The 24,174-nt window shown below is 40.4% G+C and carries 27 protein-coding genes and 2 pseudogenes; 18 read left to right on the plus strand and 11 right to left on the minus strand.

Going from position 1 to position 24,174, the window contains the following annotated elements; all coding sequences use genetic code 11:
• Positions 1 to 34 precede the first annotated feature (34 nt).
• From DXC01_RS05815 to DXC01_RS05840, 6 genes and pseudogenes are all read left to right on the plus strand, one after another.
• Positions 35 to 853, plus strand: a complete 819-nt coding sequence (locus DXC01_RS05815) for a hypothetical protein (protein ID WP_243111557.1) — start codon at positions 35 to 37, stop codon at positions 851 to 853.
• Positions 854 to 967: 114 nt separating this feature from the next.
• A pseudogene (locus tag DXC01_RS21200) lies at positions 968 to 2,355 on the plus strand (AAA family ATPase).
• 46 nt (positions 2,356 to 2,401) lie between these two features.
• On the plus strand, positions 2,402 to 2,692 hold the full coding sequence (locus DXC01_RS05825) for a hypothetical protein (protein ID WP_147399624.1): 291 nt from the start codon (positions 2,402 to 2,404) through the stop codon (positions 2,690 to 2,692).
• A 9-nt stretch (positions 2,693 to 2,701) separates the two neighbouring features.
• Entirely contained in the window at positions 2,702 to 3,529 is an 828-nt protein-coding gene (locus DXC01_RS05830) for a TrmH family RNA methyltransferase (protein WP_118698493.1), read from the plus strand.
• 86 nt (positions 3,530 to 3,615) lie between these two features.
• Positions 3,616 to 4,920 (plus strand): MATE family efflux transporter, encoded by a 1,305-nt coding sequence (locus tag DXC01_RS05835; RefSeq protein ID WP_118698494.1) that lies wholly within the window; start codon positions 3,616 to 3,618, stop codon positions 4,918 to 4,920.
• Positions 4,907 to 5,836 carry an AEC family transporter gene (locus DXC01_RS05840; protein ID WP_022213830.1) on the plus strand — a complete coding sequence of 310 codons (930 nt, stop codon included), beginning with the start codon at positions 4,907 to 4,909 and terminating at the stop codon, positions 5,834 to 5,836. The genes DXC01_RS05835 and DXC01_RS05840 overlap by 14 nt, the downstream gene beginning before the upstream one ends.
• A 97-nt stretch (positions 5,837 to 5,933) precedes the next feature.
• On the opposite strand, the gene DXC01_RS05845 is transcribed toward DXC01_RS05840, so the two are convergent.
• On the minus strand, positions 5,934 to 6,575 hold the full coding sequence (locus tag DXC01_RS05845) for a GDSL-type esterase/lipase family protein (RefSeq protein ID WP_118698495.1): 642 nt from the start codon (positions 6,573 to 6,575) through the stop codon (positions 5,934 to 5,936).
• A gap of 108 nt (positions 6,576 to 6,683) precedes the next feature.
• Positions 6,684 to 6,887: pseudogene (locus tag DXC01_RS05850) on the minus strand (UTRA domain-containing protein); the annotation flags it as partial.
• Positions 6,888 to 6,894: 7 nt separating this feature from the next.
• On the opposite strand from DXC01_RS05850, the gene DXC01_RS05855 reads away from it, so the two are divergent.
• Positions 6,895 to 7,494 (plus strand): alpha-amylase family glycosyl hydrolase, encoded by a 600-nt coding sequence (locus tag DXC01_RS05855; protein ID WP_442857939.1) that lies wholly within the window; start codon positions 6,895 to 6,897, stop codon positions 7,492 to 7,494.
• Between the two features lie 98 nt (positions 7,495 to 7,592).
• Here the strand turns inward: DXC01_RS05855 and DXC01_RS05860 are convergent, their stop codons facing one another.
• The gene (locus DXC01_RS05860; RefSeq protein WP_118698497.1) at positions 7,593 to 8,177 is read right to left on the minus strand and encodes a manganese efflux pump MntP; all 585 of its coding nucleotides are present in this window, start codon (positions 8,175 to 8,177) and stop codon (positions 7,593 to 7,595) included.
• Positions 8,178 to 8,552: 375 nt separating this feature from the next.
• Here DXC01_RS05860 and DXC01_RS05865 point away from each other — a divergent pair, with 375 nt between their 5' ends.
• Entirely contained in the window at positions 8,553 to 9,335 is a 783-nt protein-coding gene (locus DXC01_RS05865; RefSeq protein WP_022213833.1) for a ZIP family metal transporter, read from the plus strand.
• 93 nt (positions 9,336 to 9,428) lie between these two features.
• Here the strand turns inward: DXC01_RS05865 and DXC01_RS05870 are convergent, their stop codons facing one another.
• The gene (locus DXC01_RS05870; RefSeq protein WP_118698498.1) at positions 9,429 to 9,722 is read right to left on the minus strand and encodes a hypothetical protein; all 294 of its coding nucleotides are present in this window, start codon (positions 9,720 to 9,722) and stop codon (positions 9,429 to 9,431) included.
• A gap of 406 nt (positions 9,723 to 10,128) precedes the next feature.
• Between DXC01_RS05870 and DXC01_RS05875 the strand changes: the two genes are divergently transcribed.
• Positions 10,129 to 10,965, plus strand: coding sequence for a S8 family serine peptidase (locus DXC01_RS05875; RefSeq protein ID WP_118698499.1), 837 nt, complete (start codon positions 10,129 to 10,131; stop codon positions 10,963 to 10,965).
• 54 nt (positions 10,966 to 11,019) lie between these two features.
• Here the strand turns inward: DXC01_RS05875 and DXC01_RS20265 are convergent, their stop codons facing one another.
• A complete protein-coding gene (locus tag DXC01_RS20265; RefSeq protein WP_004614765.1) occupies positions 11,020 to 11,190 on the minus strand; it encodes a hypothetical protein in 171 nt (56 codons plus the stop codon).
• A gap of 156 nt (positions 11,191 to 11,346) precedes the next feature.
• Between DXC01_RS20265 and DXC01_RS05880 the strand changes: the two genes are divergently transcribed.
• Together DXC01_RS05880 and DXC01_RS05885 are read left to right on the plus strand one after the other, a co-directional pair.
• On the plus strand, positions 11,347 to 11,727 hold the full coding sequence (locus tag DXC01_RS05880; protein ID WP_004614764.1) for a TnpV protein: 381 nt from the start codon (positions 11,347 to 11,349) through the stop codon (positions 11,725 to 11,727).
• Between the two features lie 335 nt (positions 11,728 to 12,062).
• A complete protein-coding gene (locus DXC01_RS05885) occupies positions 12,063 to 12,701 on the plus strand; it encodes a PBECR4 domain-containing protein (protein WP_004614763.1) in 639 nt (212 codons plus the stop codon).
• A gap of 313 nt (positions 12,702 to 13,014) precedes the next feature.
• Here the strand turns inward: DXC01_RS05885 and mobQ are convergent, their stop codons facing one another.
• From mobQ to DXC01_RS05915, 6 genes are all read right to left on the minus strand, one after another.
• Entirely contained in the window at positions 13,015 to 14,724 is a 1,710-nt protein-coding gene (mobQ, locus tag DXC01_RS05890; RefSeq protein ID WP_004614762.1) for a MobQ family relaxase, read from the minus strand.
• 135 nt (positions 14,725 to 14,859) lie between these two features.
• A complete protein-coding gene (locus DXC01_RS05895; RefSeq protein ID WP_004614761.1) occupies positions 14,860 to 15,081 on the minus strand; it encodes a hypothetical protein in 222 nt (73 codons plus the stop codon).
• Between the two features lie 169 nt (positions 15,082 to 15,250).
• Positions 15,251 to 16,108, minus strand: a complete 858-nt coding sequence (locus tag DXC01_RS05900; protein WP_004614760.1) for an ATP-binding protein — start codon at positions 16,106 to 16,108, stop codon at positions 15,251 to 15,253.
• Entirely contained in the window at positions 16,105 to 16,821 is a 717-nt protein-coding gene (locus DXC01_RS05905) for a replication initiator protein A (RefSeq protein ID WP_118659566.1), read from the minus strand. The genes DXC01_RS05900 and DXC01_RS05905 overlap by 4 nt, the downstream gene beginning before the upstream one ends.
• A 24-nt stretch (positions 16,822 to 16,845) precedes the next feature.
• On the minus strand, positions 16,846 to 17,229 hold the full coding sequence (locus DXC01_RS05910; RefSeq protein ID WP_004614758.1) for a hypothetical protein: 384 nt from the start codon (positions 17,227 to 17,229) through the stop codon (positions 16,846 to 16,848).
• 3 nt (positions 17,230 to 17,232) lie between these two features.
• Positions 17,233 to 18,150: a ParM/StbA family protein gene (locus DXC01_RS05915; RefSeq protein ID WP_117753648.1), complete on the minus strand. Its 918-nt coding sequence runs from the start codon at positions 18,148 to 18,150 to the stop codon at positions 17,233 to 17,235.
• A gap of 612 nt (positions 18,151 to 18,762) precedes the next feature.
• On the opposite strand from DXC01_RS05915, the gene DXC01_RS05920 reads away from it, so the two are divergent.
• The 7 genes from DXC01_RS05920 to DXC01_RS20870 all read left to right on the plus strand — a co-directional run bounded on the left by DXC01_RS05920 (position 18,763) and on the right by DXC01_RS20870 (position 24,136).
• The gene (locus tag DXC01_RS05920; protein WP_004614754.1) at positions 18,763 to 19,923 is read left to right on the plus strand and encodes a hypothetical protein; all 1,161 of its coding nucleotides are present in this window, start codon (positions 18,763 to 18,765) and stop codon (positions 19,921 to 19,923) included.
• 2 nt (positions 19,924 to 19,925) lie between these two features.
• Positions 19,926 to 20,543 carry a hypothetical protein gene (locus DXC01_RS05925; RefSeq protein ID WP_004614753.1) on the plus strand — a complete coding sequence of 206 codons (618 nt, stop codon included), beginning with the start codon at positions 19,926 to 19,928 and terminating at the stop codon, positions 20,541 to 20,543.
• 214 nt (positions 20,544 to 20,757) lie between these two features.
• A complete protein-coding gene (locus tag DXC01_RS05930; protein ID WP_044988162.1) occupies positions 20,758 to 21,417 on the plus strand; it encodes a hypothetical protein in 660 nt (219 codons plus the stop codon).
• The gene (locus DXC01_RS05935; protein WP_158551238.1) at positions 21,392 to 21,703 is read left to right on the plus strand and encodes a TIGR04197 family type VII secretion effector; all 312 of its coding nucleotides are present in this window, start codon (positions 21,392 to 21,394) and stop codon (positions 21,701 to 21,703) included. Before DXC01_RS05930 ends, DXC01_RS05935 begins: the two co-directional genes overlap by 26 nt.
• 12 nt (positions 21,704 to 21,715) lie before the next feature.
• Positions 21,716 to 23,296 carry a hypothetical protein gene (locus tag DXC01_RS05940; protein WP_004614750.1) on the plus strand — a complete coding sequence of 527 codons (1,581 nt, stop codon included), beginning with the start codon at positions 21,716 to 21,718 and terminating at the stop codon, positions 23,294 to 23,296.
• Positions 23,293 to 23,973, plus strand: coding sequence for a hypothetical protein (locus DXC01_RS05945; protein ID WP_004614749.1), 681 nt, complete (start codon positions 23,293 to 23,295; stop codon positions 23,971 to 23,973). The genes DXC01_RS05940 and DXC01_RS05945 overlap by 4 nt, the downstream gene beginning before the upstream one ends.
• A 34-nt stretch (positions 23,974 to 24,007) precedes the next feature.
• The gene (locus DXC01_RS20870; RefSeq protein WP_279221573.1) at positions 24,008 to 24,136 is read left to right on the plus strand and encodes a hypothetical protein; all 129 of its coding nucleotides are present in this window, start codon (positions 24,008 to 24,010) and stop codon (positions 24,134 to 24,136) included.
• The last annotated feature ends 38 nt before the right edge of the window (positions 24,137 to 24,174 follow it).

Below are 24,174 nucleotides of genomic sequence, written 5' to 3' on the forward strand. Positions count from 1 at the left end.
AAGTCCGGAAGGACACAATACCGGCGGATGGGGAATGTATCTGACTGCGCCGCAGATTTCCGCACTGGCACAGCTTCTGCTTCAGAAAGGAAACTGGAAAGGCGGGCAGCTTGTACCATCCTGGTGGATAGAAGAAATGGGAAAACCGAGAGTAGAAATTCCGGGAGATGAAAAGAAAGCACTGACACATTATGCTTATCACATAAAAGCAGGAAAAGAAATCTTTGCGGCCGAGGGAGCATTTGGTCAGTATCTGATCTGTTTCCGTGATCTTCCGGTGGCAATTGGAATCACAGCAGGTGCGAGAGAATATCTTGCCGCAGATATCTGTCTGAAATATATAAAGGAAGCAGTTTCTGAACCATGCAAAGAGGAACAGCTGGAAGCAGCAGAGAAAGCACTTCGGACCAAGATAAACAGCCTGTCACTTGTACAGCCGGAAGGTGCATTTCGAACTGCCAGACAGGAGGCTGCAAGATTATTTGACCGCAAGATTCTTTTTACAGAAAATCTACGAAAGATCGAGAGCGCAGTGCTTACGAAAGAGGGATATAGAATTAAGATTGAAGCTGTGATCGACGGCGAACAGAAAGTGCTTTATGCTGGCTACAAAGCATGGAAATGTAATGATCTTTACCCGTCTGATTTTACAAAAAGATATCACAGCGTGGCTTATGCAATGGATGCAGAAGCACTGTATCTGTCCGTAGGACTTATAAATACTTCCTATAAAGAAGAATATTGTTTGTGGGTAAATTCAGAAGACAAAGTTATTGCAACCTGGCGTCCAAACGTAACTTATCTCCCGGAAGAACCGGATATGGTCTGGAAATTTACCGGAACCTTCGAATAAAAAATTAAAATACAGATCCGCAGAAATTGTGGGTCTGTATTTTTTCACAAATCATAGAATCCAGCACGGCTTTGTGGTAAGATAAAACAAAAAGCAAGAAAGGACTGCACCAGAATGGGAAATTATCTGAATCCGGATAACAGTAAATTTCAGAGAGCTGTAAATTCTGATATTTATGTGGATAAAACAGGGTTGATAAAATATACAAATCGTGTGATAAATACCATGCAGGCATATGTCTGTGTCAGTAGACCGAGACGTTTCGGGAAATCTATGGCGGCAGATATGCTGACTGCGTATTACAGCAGAGGCTGTGATTCCAGAGAGTTATTTGCAGGTCTGGAAATTGCGGAAGACAAAAATTTTACCAGATATCTGAATAAATATGATACAATTTTTCTTAACGTGCAGGAATTTTTAAGCCGAAGCGCTAATGTGCAGGAACTGCTTACCAGAATAAAACAGAGAGTGATCCGAGAACTTGCAAGACTGTATCCGGATGTGGAGTTGTTTGATCCGGAAGATCTGGCAGAGACCATGCAGGATATTTATGCAGAAAGTAAATGCCCATTTATTCTTATTATAGATGAATGGGATTGCATTTTTCGAGAATTTAAGAATGACAAAGAAGCACAGGAGAAATATCTGGATTTTTTGCGTGATTTGATCAAAGACAAAAGTTATATCCATCTTGCATATATGACGGGGATTCTTCCTATCAAAAAATATGGCACACACAGTGCGCTGAATATGTTTGATGAATTTTCTATGATAGACCCGGGACCATTGGCTTCTTATGTTGGTTTTACAGAAGCGGAAGTAAAAAAACTCTGTGAAGAGTATCATATGGAACTTAGTGAGATCAGAAACTGGTATGATGGATATTCTTTTGAGGAAGTTTTACAAATGATATGACAACTTTCCGTACCGAAGACGATGTTTTGACCTTGTTGATCCACCTTGGATATTTGGGGTATCATTATTCTGCAAGATCTGTGTTTATTCCTAATGATGAAATCCGGGCAGAATATGTGAATGCAGTATCCGTATCAGATTGGGGAGAAGTATCGAAAGCACTCAAAAATTCAGCAGATACCCTGCAGGCAATCTGGCAGGGACGTGAAAAACAGGTCGCGGAGGGGATTCGGCAGGCACACTTTGAGACTTCGCATATTCAGTACAATGATGAAAATGCATTAAGTTATACGATTTCGCTTGCACTTTATGCCGCGCGGAATTTTTATACAGTTCATCGGGAACTCTCTGGTGGAAAGGGCTTTGCAGATTTGGTTTTTATTCCAAGAAAGCGATTTGCAGATAAACCGGCGTTGGTAGTAGAATTGAAATGGAACAAAGATGCAGTCGGTGTTATCGCACAGATCAAGGAAAGAGAATATTGTCAGAGCCTTGAAGAATATCATGGAAATTTGTTGCTTGTCGGAGTTAATTATGATAAAAAAACACAGGAACATAGCTGTAAAATAGAAGAGTACAGGAAGTAGATATCTTATCAGAAATTGTGGGGTGACGGCGATGGATGCGGCTACAATGGTAGCAATCAATAATCTGAATATGCTGACGGTGATGTCAGCAATGCAGCAGACACAGAATTTTATTACAATCATTGATAGTGAAAAGGAGTATGAGGATATGAGCGGTTCGATGTTAGATCAGTATGTAGGACGGGATTGTGTAGTAAGTCTTTTTAACGAAGTTGGTGCGATCAAGGGCAGATTCGTCGAGGCAGATGCCCAGTGGGTCAAAGTCGAAACACCAAAGAAAGGCACACAGCTTATCAACCGGAATATGATCCGAAATATTACGTTTGATAATAAATAGGAGAACACCGTGAACAATATAATCGAAATCAACGACATCACCGTACCGGAATTAGACGTATACGCACGGACATCGGAAGTGCAGCTTCTGCGGTATTATGAACCAAAACCAGGGCTCTTTATTGCGGAAAGTCCGAAGGTGATCGAACGTGCATTAAATGCAGGATATGAGCCGCTTTCTTTTCTGGTTGAGCACAAAGACCTGGAGGGTGAGGCGAAGCAGATCCTGGAGCGATATCCGAAAATTCCGGTCTATACAGCAGAATATGATGTCCTTGTGGGAATGACCGGCTACGCACTGGCACGCGGCATGCTCTGTGCCATGAAACGCCGCCGTCTTCCGTCTGTAGAAGAAATCTGCCAGAATACCAGCCGCATCGCAATCCTGGAGAATGTCGTGAATCCGACAAATATCGGAGCCATTTTCCGCAGCGCAGCGGCACTTCATATGGATGCGGTCCTTCTGACCAGCGGGTGCAGTGACCCGCTCTATCGAAGAGCCGCCCGCGTAAGCATGGGAACGGTATTCCAGATTCCGTGGACATATTTTGACAAAAAATCCTCCTGGCCGGAAGAAGGAATGAAATCGATCCAGAACCTTGGCTTCAAAACCGTGGCAATGGCACTTTGTGACGATTCTTTCAGCATCGATGATCCGAAGCTCCTCGCGGAAGAAAAACTTGCCATCGTTCTCGGCACAGAAGGAGACGGTCTGGCATCTCAGACCATTGCAGACTGTGACTACACAGTAAAGATCCCAATGTCACACGGCGTCGATTCCCTGAATGTAGCAGCCGCAAGTGCCGTAGCATTCTGGGAACTTGGCAGGAAACGCTGAATATAAAAAGTTCTTGAAAAGTCTATTGTCTTTTCGAGAACTTTTTACTATAATGCAGAGGACAGTCTGTGAAATGGAGAAAAATTATGCTAAAAAAATTTACAAAATATGTTTTCCAAAGTGTAGCAAGTATGATGGGGCAATCCGTGTATATTCTTGCAGACACTTTTTTTATATCGGTCAGCTCAGGAGCAAATGGACTGGCAGTCCTCAACCTGATCCTGCCGGTTTTTGGAATCATGTTCGCAATAGGATCCATGATCGGGATCGGTTCTGCGACGAGATACGGGATCCGCAGAGCCAAAGGTGAAGAGGCGGATCATTATTTTACACAGTCGATCAGCTGGGCGGTACTTTTCAGCATTCCATTTATGCTGATCGGGATTTTCTTCCCGGATAAATTTCTGGCGCTCCTTGGAGCAGATGCAGAGCTGATCGCGCTTGGCAAAACTTATCTGCGGATCGTTCTTGTTTTTGCACCGTTTTTTATGTGCAATTATTCCGTTACCGCATTTGCACGAAACGATTATGCAACCTCAACCGTAATGGCAGGTTCCCTTGCCGGCAGTGCCTTCAATATCGTGTTTGATTACATTTTTATTTTCCCGGCAGGGCTTGGATTTTCCGGTGCGGCGCTGGCAACTGCTTTTTGTCCGTGTGTTACGATGCTGGTATGTTCCACGCATTATTTCAGCAAAAAATGCAACATCGGTTTCAAATGGAAAAAACTGTCCGTGTGGCATCTGATCTCCTGTTGTCAGCTTGGCGTGTCCGCGTTTGTGGGCGAAATTTCCTCCGCAGTGATCACGTTCATATTTAATATGCTGATCCTTGGACTTACTGGAAGCACCGGAGTTGCTGCATATGGAGTAGTAGCAAACCTCTCGCTTGTGGGAATGGCGATCATGAACGGTATGGCACAGGGCGCGCAGCCTCTGATCAGCGAAAGCTTCGGCAAAGGTGCATCTGGCGATGTAAAAAAACTTCTCCGCTGGGCACTGACCTGCGCAGCAGCAATAGAAATCGTCATGGTCGCACTGGTCTGGACCTTTACAGATCCGTTTATTGCAGTATTCAACAGTGAAAACAACCAGCTTCTTCTGGAATATGCACACACAGGTCTTCGGTTATACTTCCTGGGATTTTTGTTCGCAGGAGTCAATATCATGCTCGTTGCATATTTTTCCGCAACAGCAAACCCACGTCCGGCAATCATCGGCTCTCTGCTCCGAGGCGCGATCGCGATCGGAATCTGTGCGATCGTACTTTCCAGGATTCTGGGAATGAATGGTGTATGGCTGTCCTTCCTGGCATCTGAAATGATCACCTTCGCAGTTATTCTGATTTTGTCGAAGTACAAAGAAAGCAGGAAAACAAATGAATACGCTTGAGATCCTGCTTCAGCAGATCGGCCTGTTTGTGATCTACATTCTGGCAGGCATGATTCTGGTAAAAACAAAAGTACTGAACAGTGAAACTCTTGATCCGATCTCAAGATTTGTGATCAAGATGGCACTGCCGGTGATGATTTTTGTCAATATCATAGACGGTGTGGAGCGGGATACACTTTTTCATTCCTTATCTATTCTGGTGATCGCAGCAGTGTTTTATATCTGCACGTTCATCATAAGTCTGGGAATGACAAAAATATTTCACCTGGGAGGCGACCAGGCGGGAATCTACCAGGCGATGTTTCTGTTTGGAAATGTCGGTTTCATGGGAATCCCGATCATCACGAGTATTTTTCCACAGAATGGAATTCTTTATGTTTCAGTATTTACCGTGATCGACCAGTTCATGTTGTGGACAATGGGAGTAAAACTGACCACTCCATGTGGAAAAGGGAAGTTTGATCCGCGGAAACTGGTCAATCCGGCAACGGTGGCGATTTTTGCGGCACTTTTTCTCGTAGTAACAGGGATTAAGATTCCACAGCTTCTGGATACAGGACTGCAGAAGATAGGTGCGACCGCATCTCCACTTGCCATGATTTATGTGGGCGGCGTATTTGCGTGCATCGATATCCGCAGATATATAAAAGAACTTTCCCTTTACGGAATCGTACTGGTCAAGATGCTTCTGATCCCGGTCATCATGTATGGAGTTTTGAATCTATTTCCGATTTCAGAAGAGATCCATCTGACAATGGCTCTGATCGCAGGAATGCCGGCGATGACTTCTGTAGTTATGATGGCAAACAGCGCTGGCTCAGATGGAGACTATGCACTGGGCGGTGTGTTCGTGACGACGATATGCAGCATTGTGACACTGCCGTTTATCTGCTGGCTTTTGCAGTACATATTATAAGAAAAAAGAAGAAGATCAAACTTTGCCGAAATGGTTCTGGTAAGAGATTGATCTTCTTCTTTTTTCATTTGCGGGATATTACAGGTGAACAGTAATCTCAGATCACATTTGCAAGTCCCTTCTCAAGTGCAGTGATCTTATCATAAATAGCATCAGCGAGTGCAGCATGTCCAACTTCATCCATATGTTCACGGTCCGTAGTGCTTGGAGAAGCAAAATCAGCGGCATTCAAAAAAGCAGCATGATTTTGGAGTGCAACTTTACGGTATTCATTTGCGAGATTTCTGGAAACGACCTCAGATCTCTCATCGAATTCCGGGTCAAAATCCGCTTCTCCGACACCATGACCAAGATGGATCGGAGAGATGACAAGCAGATCAAAGTGCTGAGATGCATTGAGCCGTGCTTTACGGATCACCTGATCCAGACCTCGGGCGATTACACTGGCGGATGCACCATAGCGGGTCTTGCAGTCGTTCGTTCCGAGCATGATGATCACGAGATCGAGAGGATTGTGCATTTCCACAGTGACACCGATCATATCCAGCCCCCGGCGGCTCTCGCGGAGCTCATCCTGAAAGACAGTAGTCCTGCCGCAAAGTCCTTCCTCTATAATATGATATTCTGGACCAAGCTTCTTCTGAAGAAGAGCAGTCCATCTTGTATTTTCATCAAAGCGTCCGGTCTTATCCGGCTTGTATCCCCAGGTATTAGAATCGCCAAAGCATAAGATATTCATGAGATCACACTCCTTAATCAAACAAAAATCATATAAACATACTAAATAAATATGTTATATATAATAAACGCTTTTTCAGGAAATGTCAATGTACTTTCCATCAATATTTTATTTTCTCACCGCATTATCATAGAAACGGAAGTGATCCGGGCGGTGGCGGGACTGGGTGTACTCAAACATTACGCCGTCACTGTTATACGTCTGGCTGCTGACGACAGCGACACAGTTGTAGTCCCGGATATTCAGGTCGAGATATTTTTCATCGATCTCTGTCACTTTTTCGATGGTCATGATCCTTTTGCTGTTGACGATTCATATGATGCGCGGAACTCCTTATATTTATCAGGGAGAAGAGCTTGGAATGACAAATGCTCATTACAGCGATATTTCCCAGTATCGTGATGTGGAAAGTCTGAACTATTATGAGATCCTTCTCTCAGAAGGAAAGTCAAAGGAGGAAGCACTGGAAATCCTTGCAGCAAAATCCAGAGACAACAGTAGAACTCCAATGCAGTGGTCGGCAGATGTAAATGCAGGTTTTTCAGAAGCGGAACCATGGATTTCTGTAATTGATAATTATAAAGAAATCAATGCGGAAAAAGAAATGCAGGATCCGGATTCTATTTACTCTTTCTATAAGAAACTGGTCGGACTCCGCAAAGAGAAAGCAGTGATCTCTGAGGGAACGATTGAATTTTTTGAGAGAGAAAATGCAGATGTGCTTGCATATAAGAGAAATTACAAAGAGGAAGAACTGGTCGTATTCAACAACCTGACCGGTGGAAAAATCGTACTCCAGGCGAAACCGGAGTGGAAAACTTACCATAAACTTCTGGGAAATTATGAAAAAGAGTATGAGATCGAGAATGGTGGCGAGATCATACTGGAACCGTATGAGCCCCTTGTACTGGAAAAATAAAATGAGTGCCTCCACAATATAAAAAAGAACAGCCCTGCTTCATGTGTGACAGCGTGAAGCAGGGCTGTTCTGCACAGTGCAGATGTTTTATTATTTCATCAGAAAACCAGGATACCGAGGTGCTCCAGAAGGATCTTGAGCCCAAGGAGAACAAGGATCAGGCCGCCGATAAACTCAGCTTTGCTCTTGTATCTGCTTCCGAAGAAGTTTCCAACAACAACTCCGGCGATGGAGATGACCATGGTTGTGATCCCGATGATGGTGATCGCTTCTACGATCGGAGTTCCGAGGAAAGCAAATGTGATTCCGACAGTGAGTGCGTCAATACTGGTTGCGACAGCGAGAACAAGCATGTTTTTGTGGTCGATCGGTGCGTCCATGACATCGACAACTTCCTCTTCGTTCCATTCCCGGACTGCTTCGATCATCATTTTGCCGCCGATGAAGCCAAGCAGGATGAATGCGATCCAGTGGTCAATGCTTGTGATATATTTCTGGAACTGGCTGCCGAGGAGCCAGCCGACAAACGGCATCAATGCCTGAAATCCGCCGAAGTAAAGCCCGATGATGAGTGCCTGTTTTTTGTTCAGCTTTTTCATACCGAGCCCCTTACAGACAGAAACTGCAAAAGCATCCATAGAAAGCCCAACACCTAACAAAAATAGTTCAATAACGAGTGCCATAACAAAATCTCCTTTTCCTTTTTTCTTAAGAAAGTATCTGAACACGCAAAAAGACTCATGTATGCAGCAGAACAGTACAGACGTACAAAAGCGCTGTATGTATTGTTTTGCTGCATACATGAGTCTCATTCATTAAGATTTGCCAGGTACAAAATACCAGTATGTTGACAAATCACACGTTCCTTCGTGCAAATTACTCCCTCACGTAGTTTGCTTAAAATCAGATTTTTCCTACTATAACAAATGCACGGTGTGTTGTCAATAAATTTTTTCAATAAAAAAGAAGCAATTGCATAAAGTATGGCATGTGGTTATACTGTTTATGAATAAAGTTAAATAAAACTAACTTAAATATAAATAAGGAGGAATTAAGTGATGGATATGAATGCGTTTTACGGGATACTGATCCCGTTCATAGGTACCTCGGCGGGAGCCGCCTGCGTCTTTTTTATGAAAAAAGATCTCAACGCCTATGTGCAGCGGTGTCTAACCGGTTTTGCAGCAGGGGTGATGGTAGCGGCTTCGATATGGAGCCTTTTAATCCCGGCGATCGATCAGTCAGTGGAAATGGGAAAATTTTCATTTGTTCCGGCACTGATCGGTTTTTGGATAGGGGTACTTTTTCTGCTGATGCTGGATCACATCGTGCCGCATCTGCATCAGCACAGTGACCAGGCAGAGGAACCAAAAAGCTGTCAGCAGAGGACGACCATGCTGGTGCTTGCGGTCACACTTCACAATATCCCGGAAGGAATGGCGGTGGGCGTAGTCTATGCCGGATATCTGACAGGGAAAGCGCAGATCACCATGATGGGAGCGCTGGCACTTTCTCTTGGAATTGCGATCCAGAACTTCCCGGAAGGTGCGATCATCTCCATGCCGCTTCGCTCTGAAGAAATGGGAAAAACAAAAGCTTTTGTCGGCGGGGTGTTATCAGGAATCGTGGAGCCGATCGGAGCAGTGCTGACAATTCTTGCAGCCGGGCTGATCGTTCCGGCACTGCCGTATCTTCTGAGCTTTGCGGCAGGAGCCATGCTCTATGTTGTTGTCGAGGAACTGATCCCTGAAATGTCTGTGGGAGAGCATTCGAATATCGGAACGATCTTCTTTGCGGTGGGATTTTCACTGATGATGGTTCTGGATGTGGCATTGGGATGAGCGTAGAATGGAATCACTGATGGTTTTTCTTTTTGACATGCGGGCAATAAAAAAGCTGCCACAGAGGGCAGCTTGCAGGTGTGTTTTGTTGTCTTATCTGAAGGAAATGGACGGTACTGAATTGACAGCAGTGTGAGATTTTTTTACAGTACCGCGATAGATATAGAAGATACCGCCGAAGAATCCGAAGATCAATCCCGCATATCCACCGGTGCAAAGAACAACTGTTGCTTTGACAAGCACAGCCGCCTGGAGGAACGGACAGATCAGAGCACCAGCAAGAAGTCCGATCACTGTCCATCCAAGCACCAGAACAGGGAGAAAAACGGATGCGGTAGTATGTTTCTTTGTATTTTTTTTGATATGATTCCATAAAGTCTTATACATTGTAATCCCTCATTTCTTAATGAAAGCAGTTGTTTTTTTGATTTGTTTTCATTATAAAGAGAAATTGTAAAATGCAAATGCAGAGTAATGCAAAATCTATGTAAAATTATGGGTTTTGATCAAATCAGGTAAGCAGTGAAGCAGACCTCGGGTTAGTTTATTAGCATCGGATATAAGAGAAGAAAGATTTTTCGATGCAGAAATCCAGGATAACCATTGTTTCTCTGATTGTATATGATCAATTATTCGCAGAGAATTGATAATCTATTAAATCTTGCTGTGGAGGTTATAACGCAGAAACGGGTGAAGCAGAAAATGGAAATCAATGTATTGGAAAACTGCTAGAATATACTGGAAAAAGAGGAGCATATAATAAAGTAAATGTGCTATCTGAAATGAGATCTTTATGCCGGATCAGAAAATAGATAATCTTCTTAATCTTGCAATGGAGGCAACGCCACAGGAACGGGCAAAATCGGAAAATCTGAATGTTGGATATGATTCCACAGTAAAACTATGGGACGTGATCGTGAAATACAGCGGACCGGAAAGTGACCTTGGCGGTGATGGAATTCAGGCAGTTCCGTTGCTTGGAGGTTATGCAGTAGTGACTTTACCGGAAACAGAGATTGATGCGTACTCCGACAGACAGCAGGTGGAGTTTATAGAAAAGCCCAAGCGACTTTATTTTGAGACGCTTCAGGCGAAAGAGGCGAGCTGCATCCTGCCGGTACAGGCTGGTGCAAACGGATTGACCGGCGAAGGGATTCTGGTTGGCGTTGTGGATTCCGGAGTGGACTATTTTCATCCGGATTTCAGAAATGAGGATGGCAGCAGCCGGATCCTGCGATTATGGGATCAGAGTCTGGATGGAAAGCCACCAAGAGGTTATGTGACAGGAACTGAATATACGAAAGAAGAAATAGATAAGGCGCTTGCACTTGGGGAAACTGAGGGCAGGCGCCTTGTTCCATCCAGAGATTCCAGTGGACATGGAACGGCAGTTCTTGGAATCGCGGCGGGAAATGGGAGAGCATCAGGCGGAGTAAATCGCGGCGTGGCCTATAAAAGTGATCTGCTCGTTGTAAAAATGGGAAATGCACGGGAAAATTCTTTTCCACGGACAACAGAGCTGATGGAAGGGATTGATTATCTGATCCGGCAGACAGTGAAGATGAGAAGACCGATTGCTATAAATATCAGCTTTGGGAATAACTACGGTTCACATGAACCTTATAATTAAGGGAAAACATAAGAAAACACTGATATTTCCTGTGTTTTCAGGCGATTCAGTGCTTTACTCGGATTCATGTTTGGTTGTCATTTGGGTCTTATAATACTCGGTCAGGATCATGTTAATCTGCTGGGAACGTGTACGATAGTTCGCTTTCGCATCCTTATCAATCTCAGCAACCAGTTCTTTGGACAAAGTAGTATAGACCTGAATATTGTTGGAACTGATAGCCATGTGGCACCTCCGATTCAATTTAATAGAATTATTCTATCATACTTCTTCGGGAGGGGCAATGTGAACTGAAAATTGAAGAATTATTGTTACTGTAAAATTGGAACGGTCGTAAAGAAAATCTATGAATAGAGAACGATAAGAAAGGTAGAACAGACAATGAAGAAAACAATTTTTGAAGAGATGGGCGGTACTTATATCAGACATGGGGATTATCTTATCCCTGCTCTTACCTTACCGAAGGAAGAAGAACAAAGGGTTGTCGGTGTATGGGGACAAAGACATTTGCGGTATTTGAAGGAATACCGCAGATTGCTATATCTGAATATGCTTACAAGCGGCAGGCTGAATGGTTATTTGGCTGATATAGAAGAACAGGCACAGGAACGCTTTGAAAGACTTGTAGAACAGATGAAACAGGCACAAGGCATTGCAGAACAGCTAAAGGTGGAAAATGTCTTGGAATGGATAGGAAGAATGAACAATATACAAGTATGTGCGAGGGAGATTGTGGATAAAGAGATAATTTATCAAGAATGAAATGTAAGATAAATAGTGTATAAAATGTAGTAGGGCATCATAAGATAAAATTGTAATTGCATTTTCCACATAGTTCGTGTAAAATGTAATTAGAAAAGCTGTGCATCAGCGGTGGGTTGACACCTAAAATCTGATACGTTTTCCGAACGAAGGTGTCGGAGGTTGGCAGGCAACGGAAAAACCTGATATTTTCCAGACGAAGGTGCTGGAGGTTGGCAGACAACGGAAAAATCAACCATGAGAAGGGAATGTTTAGTGCTGCGGCGTGAACATTCCCTTCTCTAAATTTTATGGGATAAGGATTAAGTTATGGACAAAAGACGTGAATTCAGATTATGACAAAAGCGGCACAACTATATAAAGAACATCTTGAGGATCAGAAGGTTTTGTTCCTATATGGCTTACCGAAAGAGGTGAATAAGCAATTACAGGAAAGTAATAAGATTTTGTCATCTGTACAGGGATATGAAGTTGTTTTCCATAGATACAATTTTTTACATTTGACAGGAGTTCGATTGAATAAAAAAGAGACAGCTTCTGCAATTCATTTTTACCAGAAATGCCTGGATAAGCGATTAACAGAAAATGATTTTGTTTTTGCAAAAGATGGCTCTACGGGGCAAAAATTGGATATATTGGAACGTATGATGCTTATTAAGAAAAACGTAACAATGATAGGAGAATTTACAGATCGAGGACCGAAATTATATACAGAAAAAGCTGCCGGGAATATATGTGGTTGTATTGGCTTCGTAAAAGATAAAAATACGAAATTAAATGTACCGAACACATTGCTGAAAAAGGACATCAGAGATGTAACAGCACAGCCTACATATAAAGTATTTGCTGTAATATCAAAACACTATACAGATGAGAAATATACAAATCTTGTAAAGATGGACAAAAGTATTGATTTGAAAGAGTGTTGTTTCTCAGAAACAATAGAAAATATGATAGATAGAGAAAATCTATAATGAAATAGAAAGAAACCATGCTACTGCTTTTTGTAACAGTATCATGGTTTTATTGTTTGTCGTCTATATTTTAAGTTGATTATTACTTTACAAAATTGGCAATGTTATAATTATCATTGATTTTAGAAGAAGGGAGTATCGAGGGAAATCAGTGAAACTGGTTTTGCAAGCATAGCGTTTGGATATCCAGACGCACTTTGGGAGAACTCCCAACCCCCTTTTGCTCAGTGGTTAGCAGTTTGTGAATTATTGGGATGAAGCAATATAACTGTTTTGAGAAAACGGGATATTTTTCATGTTATCAGTTTAAACATTATAGTTCCGTGTTGTGCGATTTTTGCCTGGATTGAACAGGATGTTTTTTTCGCAATTCCTGTTTCCTCTGATATTCAAGTTCCCAGGTACGATGAGAGAAGCTATAGGGATCTTCCATATTGAGATCATCCACTTCATGGGTTGCGATATCACGATAGTGATAGTCATAATATTCACCAAAAGTACCTTTGAGCTGCTCAATCAGTTTCTCTCGGAAAGTAGGTCGTATCTGGATTCTGGCATCCAGTAATTCTGTATATTGCTCTGGTTTAGGCCGGAGTTTTTCCTCTTGGAAAGCGACAGCATCTTTTTCAAGCTGCTCTTTGAGAGCCATATCCTGAGAATCGAGAATATCCAGATTCTTATCCATCTGGTTATATTTATTGGAAAGACTCACCATATCTTTATCTGTGGAACATTCAGCCTGAAACAGCAGTTGTTCTTTGGCAGATTTCAGTTCCTCGATTTCTTCTGTTACGGTTGTAAGCTGCTGGTTTAACTTTATATGCTGGAAAGGATTTAGAATACTGGTTTTACTTTTTTGCACATTTAGTTCTTTCTTTTCAGTAACTTTCGCTTTGAGCTTTTTCTTAATGGTATCATATTTATTTAGGATAGGACGAAAATGCTGCATCCAGTCATGGATCACTTCTTTTTGCATTTCATTATGAAGTAAATGATATTGTGTAAAAATCATATGATTGCGGATTGCTTCTAATGTTTCTGCAATTACCGGAATAGATTTTTCGACAGCTTGAACCAATTTTTTTATCTGTGTTTTTAATTCCCGTAGTATTCTGTTATCCGCACGAATCTGACGGTTGATTTCACACCGGTCTGCTATCAAGCCTTTCTTTTCCATATTCTGGGCAATGTAGCCCTCATGGATGGTTGGCTGTTCGGTGATTCCCTGATCTGCAAAACTGCGGTGATCAATAGTGGTATTTATCTGATTAAGGGCAAGCATTTTATTTACGGCATCTGCCCAGTTTGCTCTCCAGAGGCAGAGCTGTTTCTCACTGTTCCATTGTTCGGAAATCGGGTTTTGTCTGCCATACCGGGTGCTTTTTGGATGTTTGTCGATACGTTCATAACCTTTCTCCTGTGCTGCCGAGGGAGTCAGATATACTTTCTTTTTCCCAGCTTTATAACGATACTGTTTTTCCCAGCCCTCTTTCTGAGCATCCTTAAATTCAGAAGCAGTAAATCCCTTTTCCTCTCCATCTTTGATGCATAGATATTCTTTTTCGGTTTTATACTGCCATGTTCCGTTTTCGTTTAATGGACGGACAGTAAGTAGAATGTGTGCATGGGGATTGTGACCATTTGTATCGTGAATGGCGAAATCGGCACACATTCCCATATCTACAAAATTCTTTTGAATAAAATTCTGAAGAAGAGAAATATTGCTGTCTTTATCCAACTCAATAGGGAGTGCGACAACAAATTCTCTTGCCAGTCGGCTGTCTTTTGTTTTTTCAGCAGCTTCTACAGCATTCCAGAGTTGCTCCCGGTTTTTCCATTCAGGCGGAGCCATAGGGGGAAGCATTACTTCCTGATAGATCAGTCCATGTTTTCGGGTGTAGTCATGCTGGATGCCATCGTAATCATTGTATATGCGGCTACAGCTCATATAAGCAGATGCAGCGACAGCAGACCGCCCGGAACCACGGCTGACGACCTTGGCTTGCATATGATAAATTGCCATATCTGGCACCTCCTTTCGATGTTGCCTGCAACAGCGGATAGCCCTCGGCAGAGCGCACGAGCCCCGTAGGGGATACCACCGCCCGATTTATCGGGTGGTGAGTAAGTGCGCCCTTCGGGAGTAGAACTTGTGCGTTTACATTCCCCTTAGCCGGATCATCAGCTCCCGCTTTAGGGTATCTAAATCCATTTCTTTAATATGGGGAGCAATGCTTTCCAGAATCGCTCCTTCTTGAATCAATCTGCGTGTTCTGGCATTACGTACCTTTTTACGGTTTCTTGCTTCGATTTCTTCCAGTCTGTGTTTTGCCTGTAAAAGCACTTTTTCTTCTGGTGTCATAATTCTTTTATTTGCCATATCTGGCACCTCCTTTTTATGCCCGTATCCGGGCGATTTAGTTTTAAAATCTTGTGGTTTAGTACTATAGTTTTAGATAACTGACAGTGGCATGTCTCTGGTGATAAATAAGAAAAGAAAGTAGTACTACTGTCAGTGAAAAATAGTTATTGTGCGATGCTGCTTTGTTTCAACTCTGGTTTGAAGTGTGATTATCTAACAGAATTTTTTTCGTTTTTTTTAAATTAGCTGTTGCATTGTCCTGACGGATATTCCGGTTATTGATACGGATGGGAACACATCTCTCCAGAATCCGGTCATAAATTCGCTTGTGTGCGATATCAGCGGCGTTATTCAGCTCTGATAAAGTGAGATTGGTTGTTATGATCAGGGGCTTTTTACTGCGGTAACGGCTGTCAATCACATTGAAAACCTGTTCCAGTGCAAAGTCAGAGTTCCGTTCAATTCCGAGGTCATCAATGATCAGAAGGCTGTAGCGGTTTAAGCTGTGGATGAACTGATTCCTGTCTTCAAAATGCATTCCGGTAAGGGTATTCAGAATCCGGGAAAAGTTGGTTATCAGTACCGGGACGCCTTTTTCCAGAAGGGCATTGGCAATGCAGCCTGCAAAGAAAGATTTTCCAGTACCGACATCGCCCCAGATGAGAAGTCCGGAAGCGTTTGCTTTCATCTCTTCCCAGTTACTTACATAATTGTGTGCAAGTTTCATTTCCGGATTGATGCCGTTATCTTTGGAAAAGGTGTAGTCATAAAGTGATTTGTCCTGTAAGCCGCTGGTTTTGAGATGCTCTATTTCCATTCGCTTTTCATGAAGTTTTCTCTGGGCTTCCTCCTGTTCAAAGATCTTCTGCTGGCACTTACAGCGGATGGAAGGAATAAGAACCTTTCCCTGTAATTCATGCCTGCACTGTCTTGGCGTATTGCATTTGGAACAGTAGATCAGGTGGTCTGTTTCGTTAAAATATTCATCAGGCTGAAGTTCTCTGTTTGGTGTTATAGCATTTGCTTTTTCTGTAAATCTTGTCATAGTGTTTCGTATTCCTCACTTTCATAATTTCGTTGCCGGGAAACAGGATGATCCTGTCTTGCCCAACGGATGATGGTAGCTGCATGGTTTTGGTATTTCTTTCCGGTAGAAGCCATATAACCGGATAAGCGTTCCATATAGTCCTGCCAGTCAGGGATTGTCTGCCGGATATCTTCCAGCTCCGTCTCTGACAGAAAAACATTTTGAAATGTTCCATAGGGTGAGCGTGGCTCTTTACTCCCTCTTATTGTTAAATGGTTCTTTTTTATCTCTTTCTTATTACTGGACAGTTTTCTGTCTGTATCAGGGAAAGAATCCTGTCTGTCAATAGGACAGTTTTCTGTCTGTCTTGAGGAAAGAATTCTGTCTGTATTGCTGAGGGTTTCTTTCGGGATTTTTACATAGATCCGATTAGGGTGTCCGGGTCCCTGCCGTTTTCGGAAGATAAGCTCTTGTTTTTCCAGTACTGCCAGAGCAGTTTTTACCGTCATCTGGCTTTTGTGGAGAACTTCTGCCAGTGCTTCAATCGTAAAGTAGAGGAACACATGACCATTTGTATCTGACCAGCCCTCATTTTTCTGGGAAAGCCTTGCACGGTCGAGCAGGATCATATAAAGCATTTTGGCAGTTTCGTTTATTTCCATGTCCAGAGGAAAACGGGGAAACATCATATAAGATGGCAGGCTTGTGTCTGCTGTCAGAAAGTCCGTCATGTGTTCACCTCCAATCACAATGGTTTATTCTCCAAGGAAATCCCAGTCTATATCACGATCCGGCTGTTCTTTTTCAGGAGCTGGAAAGGGCACCCTGATGGGGGATTCCCTTTCCAACATGCCTGCAGTCAGCCCGGACAGAAAAATCGGCAATGACTGTTTCAGGCTGTGTTCCACTGCTTCTACAATCTGTTTCACAAAAAGTTCTTCCCGTTCCCTTGTTTCCAGATAGGGATCAGCCTGAGTGCGGTAGTAGCGGTCAAAATAATCGACCAGTGCAAGGGAGATTACCTGGCTGTAAGATTTAAAATTCTGCCTGTCCATCGTCTGTAAATATTCCCAGGCTTTCCGCTGCTGGTCTTTGTCCAGATTAAATCGCAGGTTTGTGTTGCGGATATGGTTCTGCATGGCTTATCCCCTCCTTTTCAGGCTCATATAAGCCAGAGATTCATAACCTTTGGCAGTGGCACAGACATCATCAAGGATGGTAACTCGTGCTTTGTCATACGTTCCAAAGTTACGGATCAGGCATCCACCGCCTCCGACCACATACAGGCGCATCAGGTCAGGATTGTATTCATATTTGCGGAGTGTGGCAAAAATATCTGTGACATACTGTCTGGCAACAGCAGTAATACAATCCAGATAAGGCGCTGAAATGTCAGCGGTTCCAAACCGTAGAATCTGCTCTACGGTGGATTCCTCAATCTTTACTCCGAATTTGTCCAGAACAGCGTTTTTAGCGGCAATCATACATTGGTTTACGCCGAACTTTTCTGTCCAGCACCGGCTTTCTTGAGCTTTCTTATTGTTGATATATAGAATATTCATGGTTCCGTTTCCGATATCTGCAAGAAGATTGGTTCCCTTGAAATCTCCAAGCCAGTTTACAATAGCCGGATATCCCTGCGGGTAAAGGCTGCATCCCACAAAGCGGATATGATACTCTTTGCTGTTAAATCGGTAATGGATTTCAGAATTCTGGAGCAGATAGGAACGAAATTCTTCCCTCTGGTTTCTGATCCACGTCAGAGGAAGCCCGGCAGCTAGATGAATGTCTGCTTCACGGATGGAAAAGACATTCAGTTCCCTTGCAACTGCCATCAGCGTCAGAAGATAATATTCTTCGTCCATAGCTTTATCCGGGATAAATTCTTTGTGCCCTTCGCCAATCCGGTAGTAAATGCCGTTATATTCCAGAATATTCCCGGTGAAGATGGGTTCTGTTTCATAGGCTTTGATTCCGGTTGGTGTGACGGTATTTGCTGTTTTCATGTTGCCGTAGCCGTGATCTACAGCAATGATTTTTGTGTTTCTGAGTTCTCGTATAAAAAACACCTCCATTTTCGTATTGATTGATTCAGCAGGCTGTACCGGTGTGGTACTGCTTTGCTGTGAGATAAGCATACGAAAGTTGGAGGAAAAAGACATTGAGGGGAAATTGAGCTGAAATTGAAAAAATATACCTTTTATTATTATGGTGCTTGCTGATATGCAGTTTGCTGAGAAAGTAAACAAAATACTTTCTATAATTGTTAAAAAATTAGTTAGTCTGTCAAAAAAATATTGTGAGAAAAGGAAGATTATTGTAAAATGGGCTAAATAGAAACTACATTTGAAATGTAATTCTAAAGATAAGGAGGGGAATGATTTGTAATGAAATATAAAAAAGTCGTTGCAGTTCTGCTTGCTGTGGGATGTATTGGGCTTGTAGGAACTTTGGGATATTTTCTTGGATAAACAAATCAAAAAGAACCTGATGTAAAACAAGTAGTTGCCCCAGTTGATGAAACAGAAGACACGAAACAGGAATCAAGAAAAATTGCAGTAGTTAATCTTGATGAAGGGACAACTGTTGGTGGAGAGATTATTAATTATGCTGATAGGATATCAAAATTTCCAAGTACAGATTTTGAATATTCTTCGTTAGAAGAAGCACGTATGGGGTTTGAAACTGGAAAATATGGAGCGTATGTTACAATTCCTGCCACTTTTTCTCAAAGTGTTGAAAGCTTAAATGGAACCCCTCAAGCTTCACAGATTGAGTATGTGATTAACAAATCATTTTCTGGAAAGTCTCAATATGAACTTCTTTATAATGTTGTAAGTTATGCGGAAACATTAAATGACAGTTTGAGTTATATGTATTTGAACAATATTCTGAATGAGTTTCACAATGCACAGGACGGGGCATCTAATGTAATGAGTAATGATTTGCGGGATAAAGATGCGATTGACCGTATTGCGGCATCAGATCTTGTGGCATTGATTGAAATGCCAGAAATTGTGAGAGAAGAAAATAAAATTGAAGCACCAGATTTTGTCTCTTATACAGAAAAAAATTCAGAATTAGCTAAAAATATAGATGAACAATATTTAAAATGCGTCGAAGACATTGAAAAAGAAATTAAGGGATTAAGTGAAAATGGGAATACTTTAGCCAATGTTTTAACAGAAATTGCTTCTAATGTGGAAGAAATAGACTTAACGGTAGATGAGGAAGGAAACTCAATTGCAGAGGAAGCAAATAAAAAGTTAGAACAGTCTTTAAAAGAGTATGTGAGTCAGGCTCCAGACAAAGGCGGAATCCAAACCCAATTAAGAGAAATTCAAAATCACTTGACAGAAATAAAGAATGGATGGGTAAATGCTAATAATCAGAACAATAAAAAATTAGAAGAACAATTAACGGATACGTTAGCAAGCTATTTGGAAGAACTGAAATCTCAAGTACCGATGCTGGTTGCCACCGAACAGCCTGATGGAAGTTATCAAGTTACTTTTCAGCAAACAGGAACAGAAGTTCCGCCTTCTGTAACATTCTCCATTGTAGATGTTCCGGGAGCACAGAATAATCCCAAACAAGACTTATTGAAAGAAATTTCTAGTGCGATTGCCCAGGCTGAACAGCTGACAGAAAAGATTCAAATACCTGTAGAGATAGCAGAAAGTACGCCGGGAGCAGGCGATAATTATACGATTAATGTAGAATATGATATACCAATGTCAGTTGCATCACTTTCGGAAGAACAGTTAAGGGAATTGATAAAGAAAAAAGAAAATTCGTGGTATGTTATTAAGGATTCGATAATGGAGGATTGATTATGAAAAAAATAGTGAAAGTTGGTGTGTTAATATGTTGCTTTATAGCAATAGGCTCTATTTTATATCTGCGATATCTGCAATTTCAAAAGAAGGAAGCGGAAGAAAGAGAATGGGAGATTTGTATAGCTTATAGAAGACAAAATGATGCATTAATTCGCAAGGATGGTCCGCTTCATTTATATGAATATAGTTCATATGAACATATTGATGAAAAGGAGTTGTTTGTTGCGTTACATGTTTATAATATGTCTGACCGTTGTAAAGAAAAGGTCACATTAGAGGATGTAAAAAAGTATTTATCAAGTGAGTTTGATGAGGAAGGGAATTTATATGTCCTAAATAAAAATAATAAAGTGCATGATTACATTGAATGGTATCGTAAAAGAGTTATTACAGATACTGGTATGGACTTTGAAGGCGAACATCAGATAGAACGGTATTGGACACGCCTATCAGAGATTGTGCTCAATTATGTTAGGGAGGGGAATGACTTTCCAAATCAGGATGTCAAGTCATTTTCGTACGAAAAGCTAAAAGAAATAATGAAAAAAGCAGACGATCCATCATATCAAATCAATGATGATATTATGAAAAAACCAATTAATGAGGCAGAATAAAGAAGAAAGTAGGATCATGAAATAGATATGAAAAATTGAATATCTATGGAATTGTATCATCTGTACTTTTGGCAGTTTTATTTAGTGTTGCTATATTTGAAGAAGCTGTAGATGGTTCAATGGAGATGCTAAATTAAGTCCTTTTTTATAGGACTTTCTAAAAAGATATTCAGAAATAACAGCGGTTATTGCTCAAAGTAGAATGTTAGATTATATGAATCAGGAACAAGAAAATCTAAAGAATCATTGTACGATTTCTGCTATTATCTCCTATATTTGTAGAATGAAAGATCTGGGAACAATGATGCATGGAAAATATGTTACTATTTCTTGGGAGGAAGAATGCAAAAAGTATATTGTTAAGTTAACACATACAGATTTTATTAATTATTACAACCCGTTAGGTGTTGTAATTGAAAGTAACCAGAATGCTAAAAGAAATCAAAGATTTGAAATACTATCGTGGAGAAATTCTTATTTTATAGAACACAATTTAGGTAAAAAAACTATTTTAGAGATAGCTGGAGAAAAGAAAACTGATGCAGAAGTACTACAAGAAAAAGTGGCTTCATCTTTACTACTATCTGGGATTGAGAAGGCAATAAATTCGACTTATGCTACTATAATTAAGGTGATAGCAGATATACAGAATAATCAAGAAAATAATATAAAACTTGACACAAGTGTCACAAATATAGAAGTAGGAAATTATATAAAAACATTAGGTTTAAATGGAAATATTATTTATGAAAATAATAATAAAGTTTTTATGCTGAATGTTATGGTAAATAAAGTAGTATTAAATATAAGAGTGCATGTTTATAAATTTAGTAAAGGAGATGGTGACGATGTCAAAAGGAATAAAAGTAAATAATGGGCATGTAAACGAAGTTGCAACTCAAATTGAAACGGCTAAAAGTTATTTTCGTCATGTTCCGTTAGTTCCACAGGATTCTAAGACAACAATTTCAGCGAACAGTAAAAGTAAAGAGGCATACGGATATGCACAGCAAGGAATTGAATTATTAGGGCAGACCTTAGATGGTGATGTTCACAATATAAGAAGTCTGAATCTTAGTTTTTCGCAGTTTGATGAGATGATGGGGAAACTTGCACAACATGGAACTAGATATCCAGTGATTAAAGCCGCCGATGACTAGGGAGGAAAGTTTATGAAAGAAAGTGATTATTTAAACCCGAATGATATAAAAAGCCAATGTGATCAGGCAATCCATAAGCTCGAAAATGATAATGAGACTCTGGATATTGTTTCTAAGAGTGTAACTGCATTTTCTACAGATAATGAAATTAAAAGCGTTTCTTTTGAGAATTTAAAGCAACAGTTGGCCGATTATATAACTGTAATTGATGCAATAAAGTCGGCGAATGCGTATGATATTGCAGAATTTTCAACACTAAAAGATTTGGTAGGAGATGAAGTTCTTGATGGGGCGAATATTCAAAGCCAAATGAAAAAAGCACTTGATAACAAGGAGTTTTATTTGGAAAAAGCAGATGAGTATGAAATGAAAAAAGAGACTTCTAATTCTATCATAGATTTATATTATAGTTGGAAGGTAAATGACTATAAACGATTGGCTGAATCTAGTCAGAAGTTGTATGATGAATGGAAAAGCAAATCAGATAAATATGATGAAATTGAAGGTAGTACAAGTATATTGTTTTCAACGACAAGTAGTCTGCGTGAAGCTATCACAACTGCACTTAATAGTATGAGCGGACGATTTCAAAGTGGAACATACATACCCAGAACAGGTTTCGATTGGAAAAAAATTATGGAGGTGGAATGCTTAAAGCTGGAATCGTGGTTGAAAGCTAAAGAGGAATTAAAATTAAGCGAATCAGAAACTGAGTATTTGAAACAAAAAGGAATTGTTTTAACGACAATGGATATTGCGTGTATAAAACGTACAGAAGGAACAGAATTAGTATTTCTTTCAAAAGATAAAAAAGCGTTGTTTTATAAAGGAGAGATATATCCTATTTATGTTCCAGATAATGAAATATCTTTTCAACCTATTTGGAAGTTGGATGGGAAAAAAGAAATCTCAGCAATGGAGTTTGATGCATTAGAGGGAATTTTAGGATTTAGTTTGGAAGAAATACCTAAAGAAGATATATATACAACATCTGGACATAAGGTATTATCAGGAGAATTATCTTCAACAGATCCAAATGTAAAGGCAGCAGCAGGTTTGAGTGCGTTATTAGGGTTAACGCAATTTACACTTTCTTCATTATCCAAAAGCGAAGTGACAGTTATTTTCCAGTCTTCAGAAGGTGGAAATAGAGGCACTATTTGTGTTGGAAATTCAGAAGATAGAGCAACTTTTCAGAACTGGAATTATAATATTCCAATGGATACATATAGAGACTCAGAACCTGGCATTGGAAAAATATGGGCATCAGATTATGCAGCAGGAATATATAAAATAGCTTCGGGAAAAGATGTTCCAAATCCAGACGGAACTTATACGATAACGGGCACTTTGGATGAAAGACATAAAGATACAAATATTTCGGGTTATTTATCATATTCAACGGATGGAAAATTAATGTATACACCGTTAACCTATTCTGGTGATAAAGCATATATTGAATCTGTTGATGGGTTTATGGAGTTTGGCCGAACACAAATTTTAGATTTTAGTGATAAATTATCTACACCATCTTTTGCGGACGAGGATAGTCAGAAATTATTAGAAGAATTATTGAAAGGGGAAAATGAATGATGGAGAAGAATAAAGATATTTTGATTGTAATAATTGCAACGCTTATTTTCGGAGGTGCTTCTAAGATATTAGTTGGAGTTCCATATATGGCATGGGGATATTTTGATCAATTGTTTATAGCAGCATTTATTTTGTGGACATTTTATAGTGCTGCGCTGTATGTAGCTATTAAAATAGAAAACAGAAAAAATGAAAATTATTTAAAAATTGGATTTGTTGGAGTAATGTTTGGTTTAGCGGTAGCATGTTTAAAAATGGGTGTAGATGCTATTATAGAACAATTTGCAAAGTCTGCAAGTAATTTGATTATTACAGCCTTTATGATGGAAATGGGAATCCTTATTTTAGGGAGTATCATTATCTTTGCTTTATATATTTATGTAGCGAAGAAAGAAATTTTATGGAATAAATCTATGAAAAATTATACTTTGGGATTAGGCGGAATTATAGGTATATATTTTGCTGTAATTGTCTATTATTTATGGCAACTCAAACATTGGATGGAAAAATTTTCTGGTTTGGATGTGGTAAAAGAAATTGGGAAAGAGCAGGGTATATTAAATTTGTCAACAAAGTATGCTAGGGAATCGACTATGATGGGGATGGTTGTGTATGTGGCTTTTTTTATAGTTTTATGGATTGCTTTAAAAAAGAATACAGAAAATAAGGAAGCTTAATAAATTGTTGCAACAAAAATAAAGGAGGTATTATGTGAATGAGGTTAATTGCATGTCTGAGGAAGAACTTCGGGCACATTTGAAGAAGATGGAGAAAAATAAAGAGGAATTAAAGTTTCAAGAACAGAGGATTTGGAAAGAAGAAGAGGAGCTTCTTGTATAATTCAAATATAGGGAATTCCGAGAAAGAAGGTTGAGAAA

Origin of the sequence: Blautia sp. OM07-19, assembly GCF_003481595.1 — a bacterium.
Taxonomy (GTDB): Bacteria; Bacillota; Clostridia; order Lachnospirales; family Lachnospiraceae; genus Blautia_A; species Blautia_A intestinihominis.

Coding starts and splice junctions, on each gene's coding strand:
- DXC01_RS05815 (WP_243111557.1), top strand. CDS start 35: ATGTATCTGACTGCGCCGCAGATTTCCGCACTGGCACAGCTTCTGCTT.
- DXC01_RS05825 (WP_147399624.1), top strand. CDS start 2,402: ATGGTAGCAATCAATAATCTGAATATGCTGACGGTGATGTCAGCAATG.
- DXC01_RS05835 (WP_118698494.1), top strand. CDS start 3,616: ATGCTAAAAAAATTTACAAAATATGTTTTCCAAAGTGTAGCAAGTATG.
- DXC01_RS05840 (WP_022213830.1), top strand. CDS start 4,907: ATGAATACGCTTGAGATCCTGCTTCAGCAGATCGGCCTGTTTGTGATC.
- DXC01_RS05845 (WP_118698495.1), bottom strand. CDS start 6,575: ATGAATATCTTATGCTTTGGCGATTCTAATACCTGGGGATACAAGCCG.
- DXC01_RS05855 (WP_442857939.1), top strand. CDS start 6,895: ATGCGCGGAACTCCTTATATTTATCAGGGAGAAGAGCTTGGAATGACA.
- DXC01_RS05860 (WP_118698497.1), bottom strand. CDS start 8,177: ATGGCACTCGTTATTGAACTATTTTTGTTAGGTGTTGGGCTTTCTATG.
- DXC01_RS05865 (WP_022213833.1), top strand. CDS start 8,553: ATGGATATGAATGCGTTTTACGGGATACTGATCCCGTTCATAGGTACC.
- DXC01_RS05870 (WP_118698498.1), bottom strand. CDS start 9,722: ATGTATAAGACTTTATGGAATCATATCAAAAAAAATACAAAGAAACAT.
- DXC01_RS05875 (WP_118698499.1), top strand. CDS start 10,129: ATGCCGGATCAGAAAATAGATAATCTTCTTAATCTTGCAATGGAGGCA.
- DXC01_RS20265 (WP_004614765.1), bottom strand. CDS start 11,190: ATGGCTATCAGTTCCAACAATATTCAGGTCTATACTACTTTGTCCAAA.
- DXC01_RS05880 (WP_004614764.1), top strand. CDS start 11,347: ATGAAGAAAACAATTTTTGAAGAGATGGGCGGTACTTATATCAGACAT.
- DXC01_RS05885 (WP_004614763.1), top strand. CDS start 12,063: ATGACAAAAGCGGCACAACTATATAAAGAACATCTTGAGGATCAGAAG.
- mobQ (WP_004614762.1), bottom strand. CDS start 14,724: ATGGCAATTTATCATATGCAAGCCAAGGTCGTCAGCCGTGGTTCCGGG.
- DXC01_RS05895 (WP_004614761.1), bottom strand. CDS start 15,081: ATGGCAAATAAAAGAATTATGACACCAGAAGAAAAAGTGCTTTTACAG.
- DXC01_RS05900 (WP_004614760.1), bottom strand. CDS start 16,108: ATGACAAGATTTACAGAAAAAGCAAATGCTATAACACCAAACAGAGAA.
- DXC01_RS05905 (WP_118659566.1), bottom strand. CDS start 16,821: ATGACGGACTTTCTGACAGCAGACACAAGCCTGCCATCTTATATGATG.
- DXC01_RS05910 (WP_004614758.1), bottom strand. CDS start 17,229: ATGCAGAACCATATCCGCAACACAAACCTGCGATTTAATCTGGACAAA.
- DXC01_RS05920 (WP_004614754.1), top strand. CDS start 18,763: ATGGGGTTTGAAACTGGAAAATATGGAGCGTATGTTACAATTCCTGCC.
- DXC01_RS05925 (WP_004614753.1), top strand. CDS start 19,926: ATGAAAAAAATAGTGAAAGTTGGTGTGTTAATATGTTGCTTTATAGCA.
- DXC01_RS05930 (WP_044988162.1), top strand. CDS start 20,758: ATGAATCAGGAACAAGAAAATCTAAAGAATCATTGTACGATTTCTGCT.
- DXC01_RS05935 (WP_158551238.1), top strand. CDS start 21,392: ATGTCAAAAGGAATAAAAGTAAATAATGGGCATGTAAACGAAGTTGCA.
- DXC01_RS05940 (WP_004614750.1), top strand. CDS start 21,716: ATGAAAGAAAGTGATTATTTAAACCCGAATGATATAAAAAGCCAATGT.
- DXC01_RS05945 (WP_004614749.1), top strand. CDS start 23,293: ATGATGGAGAAGAATAAAGATATTTTGATTGTAATAATTGCAACGCTT.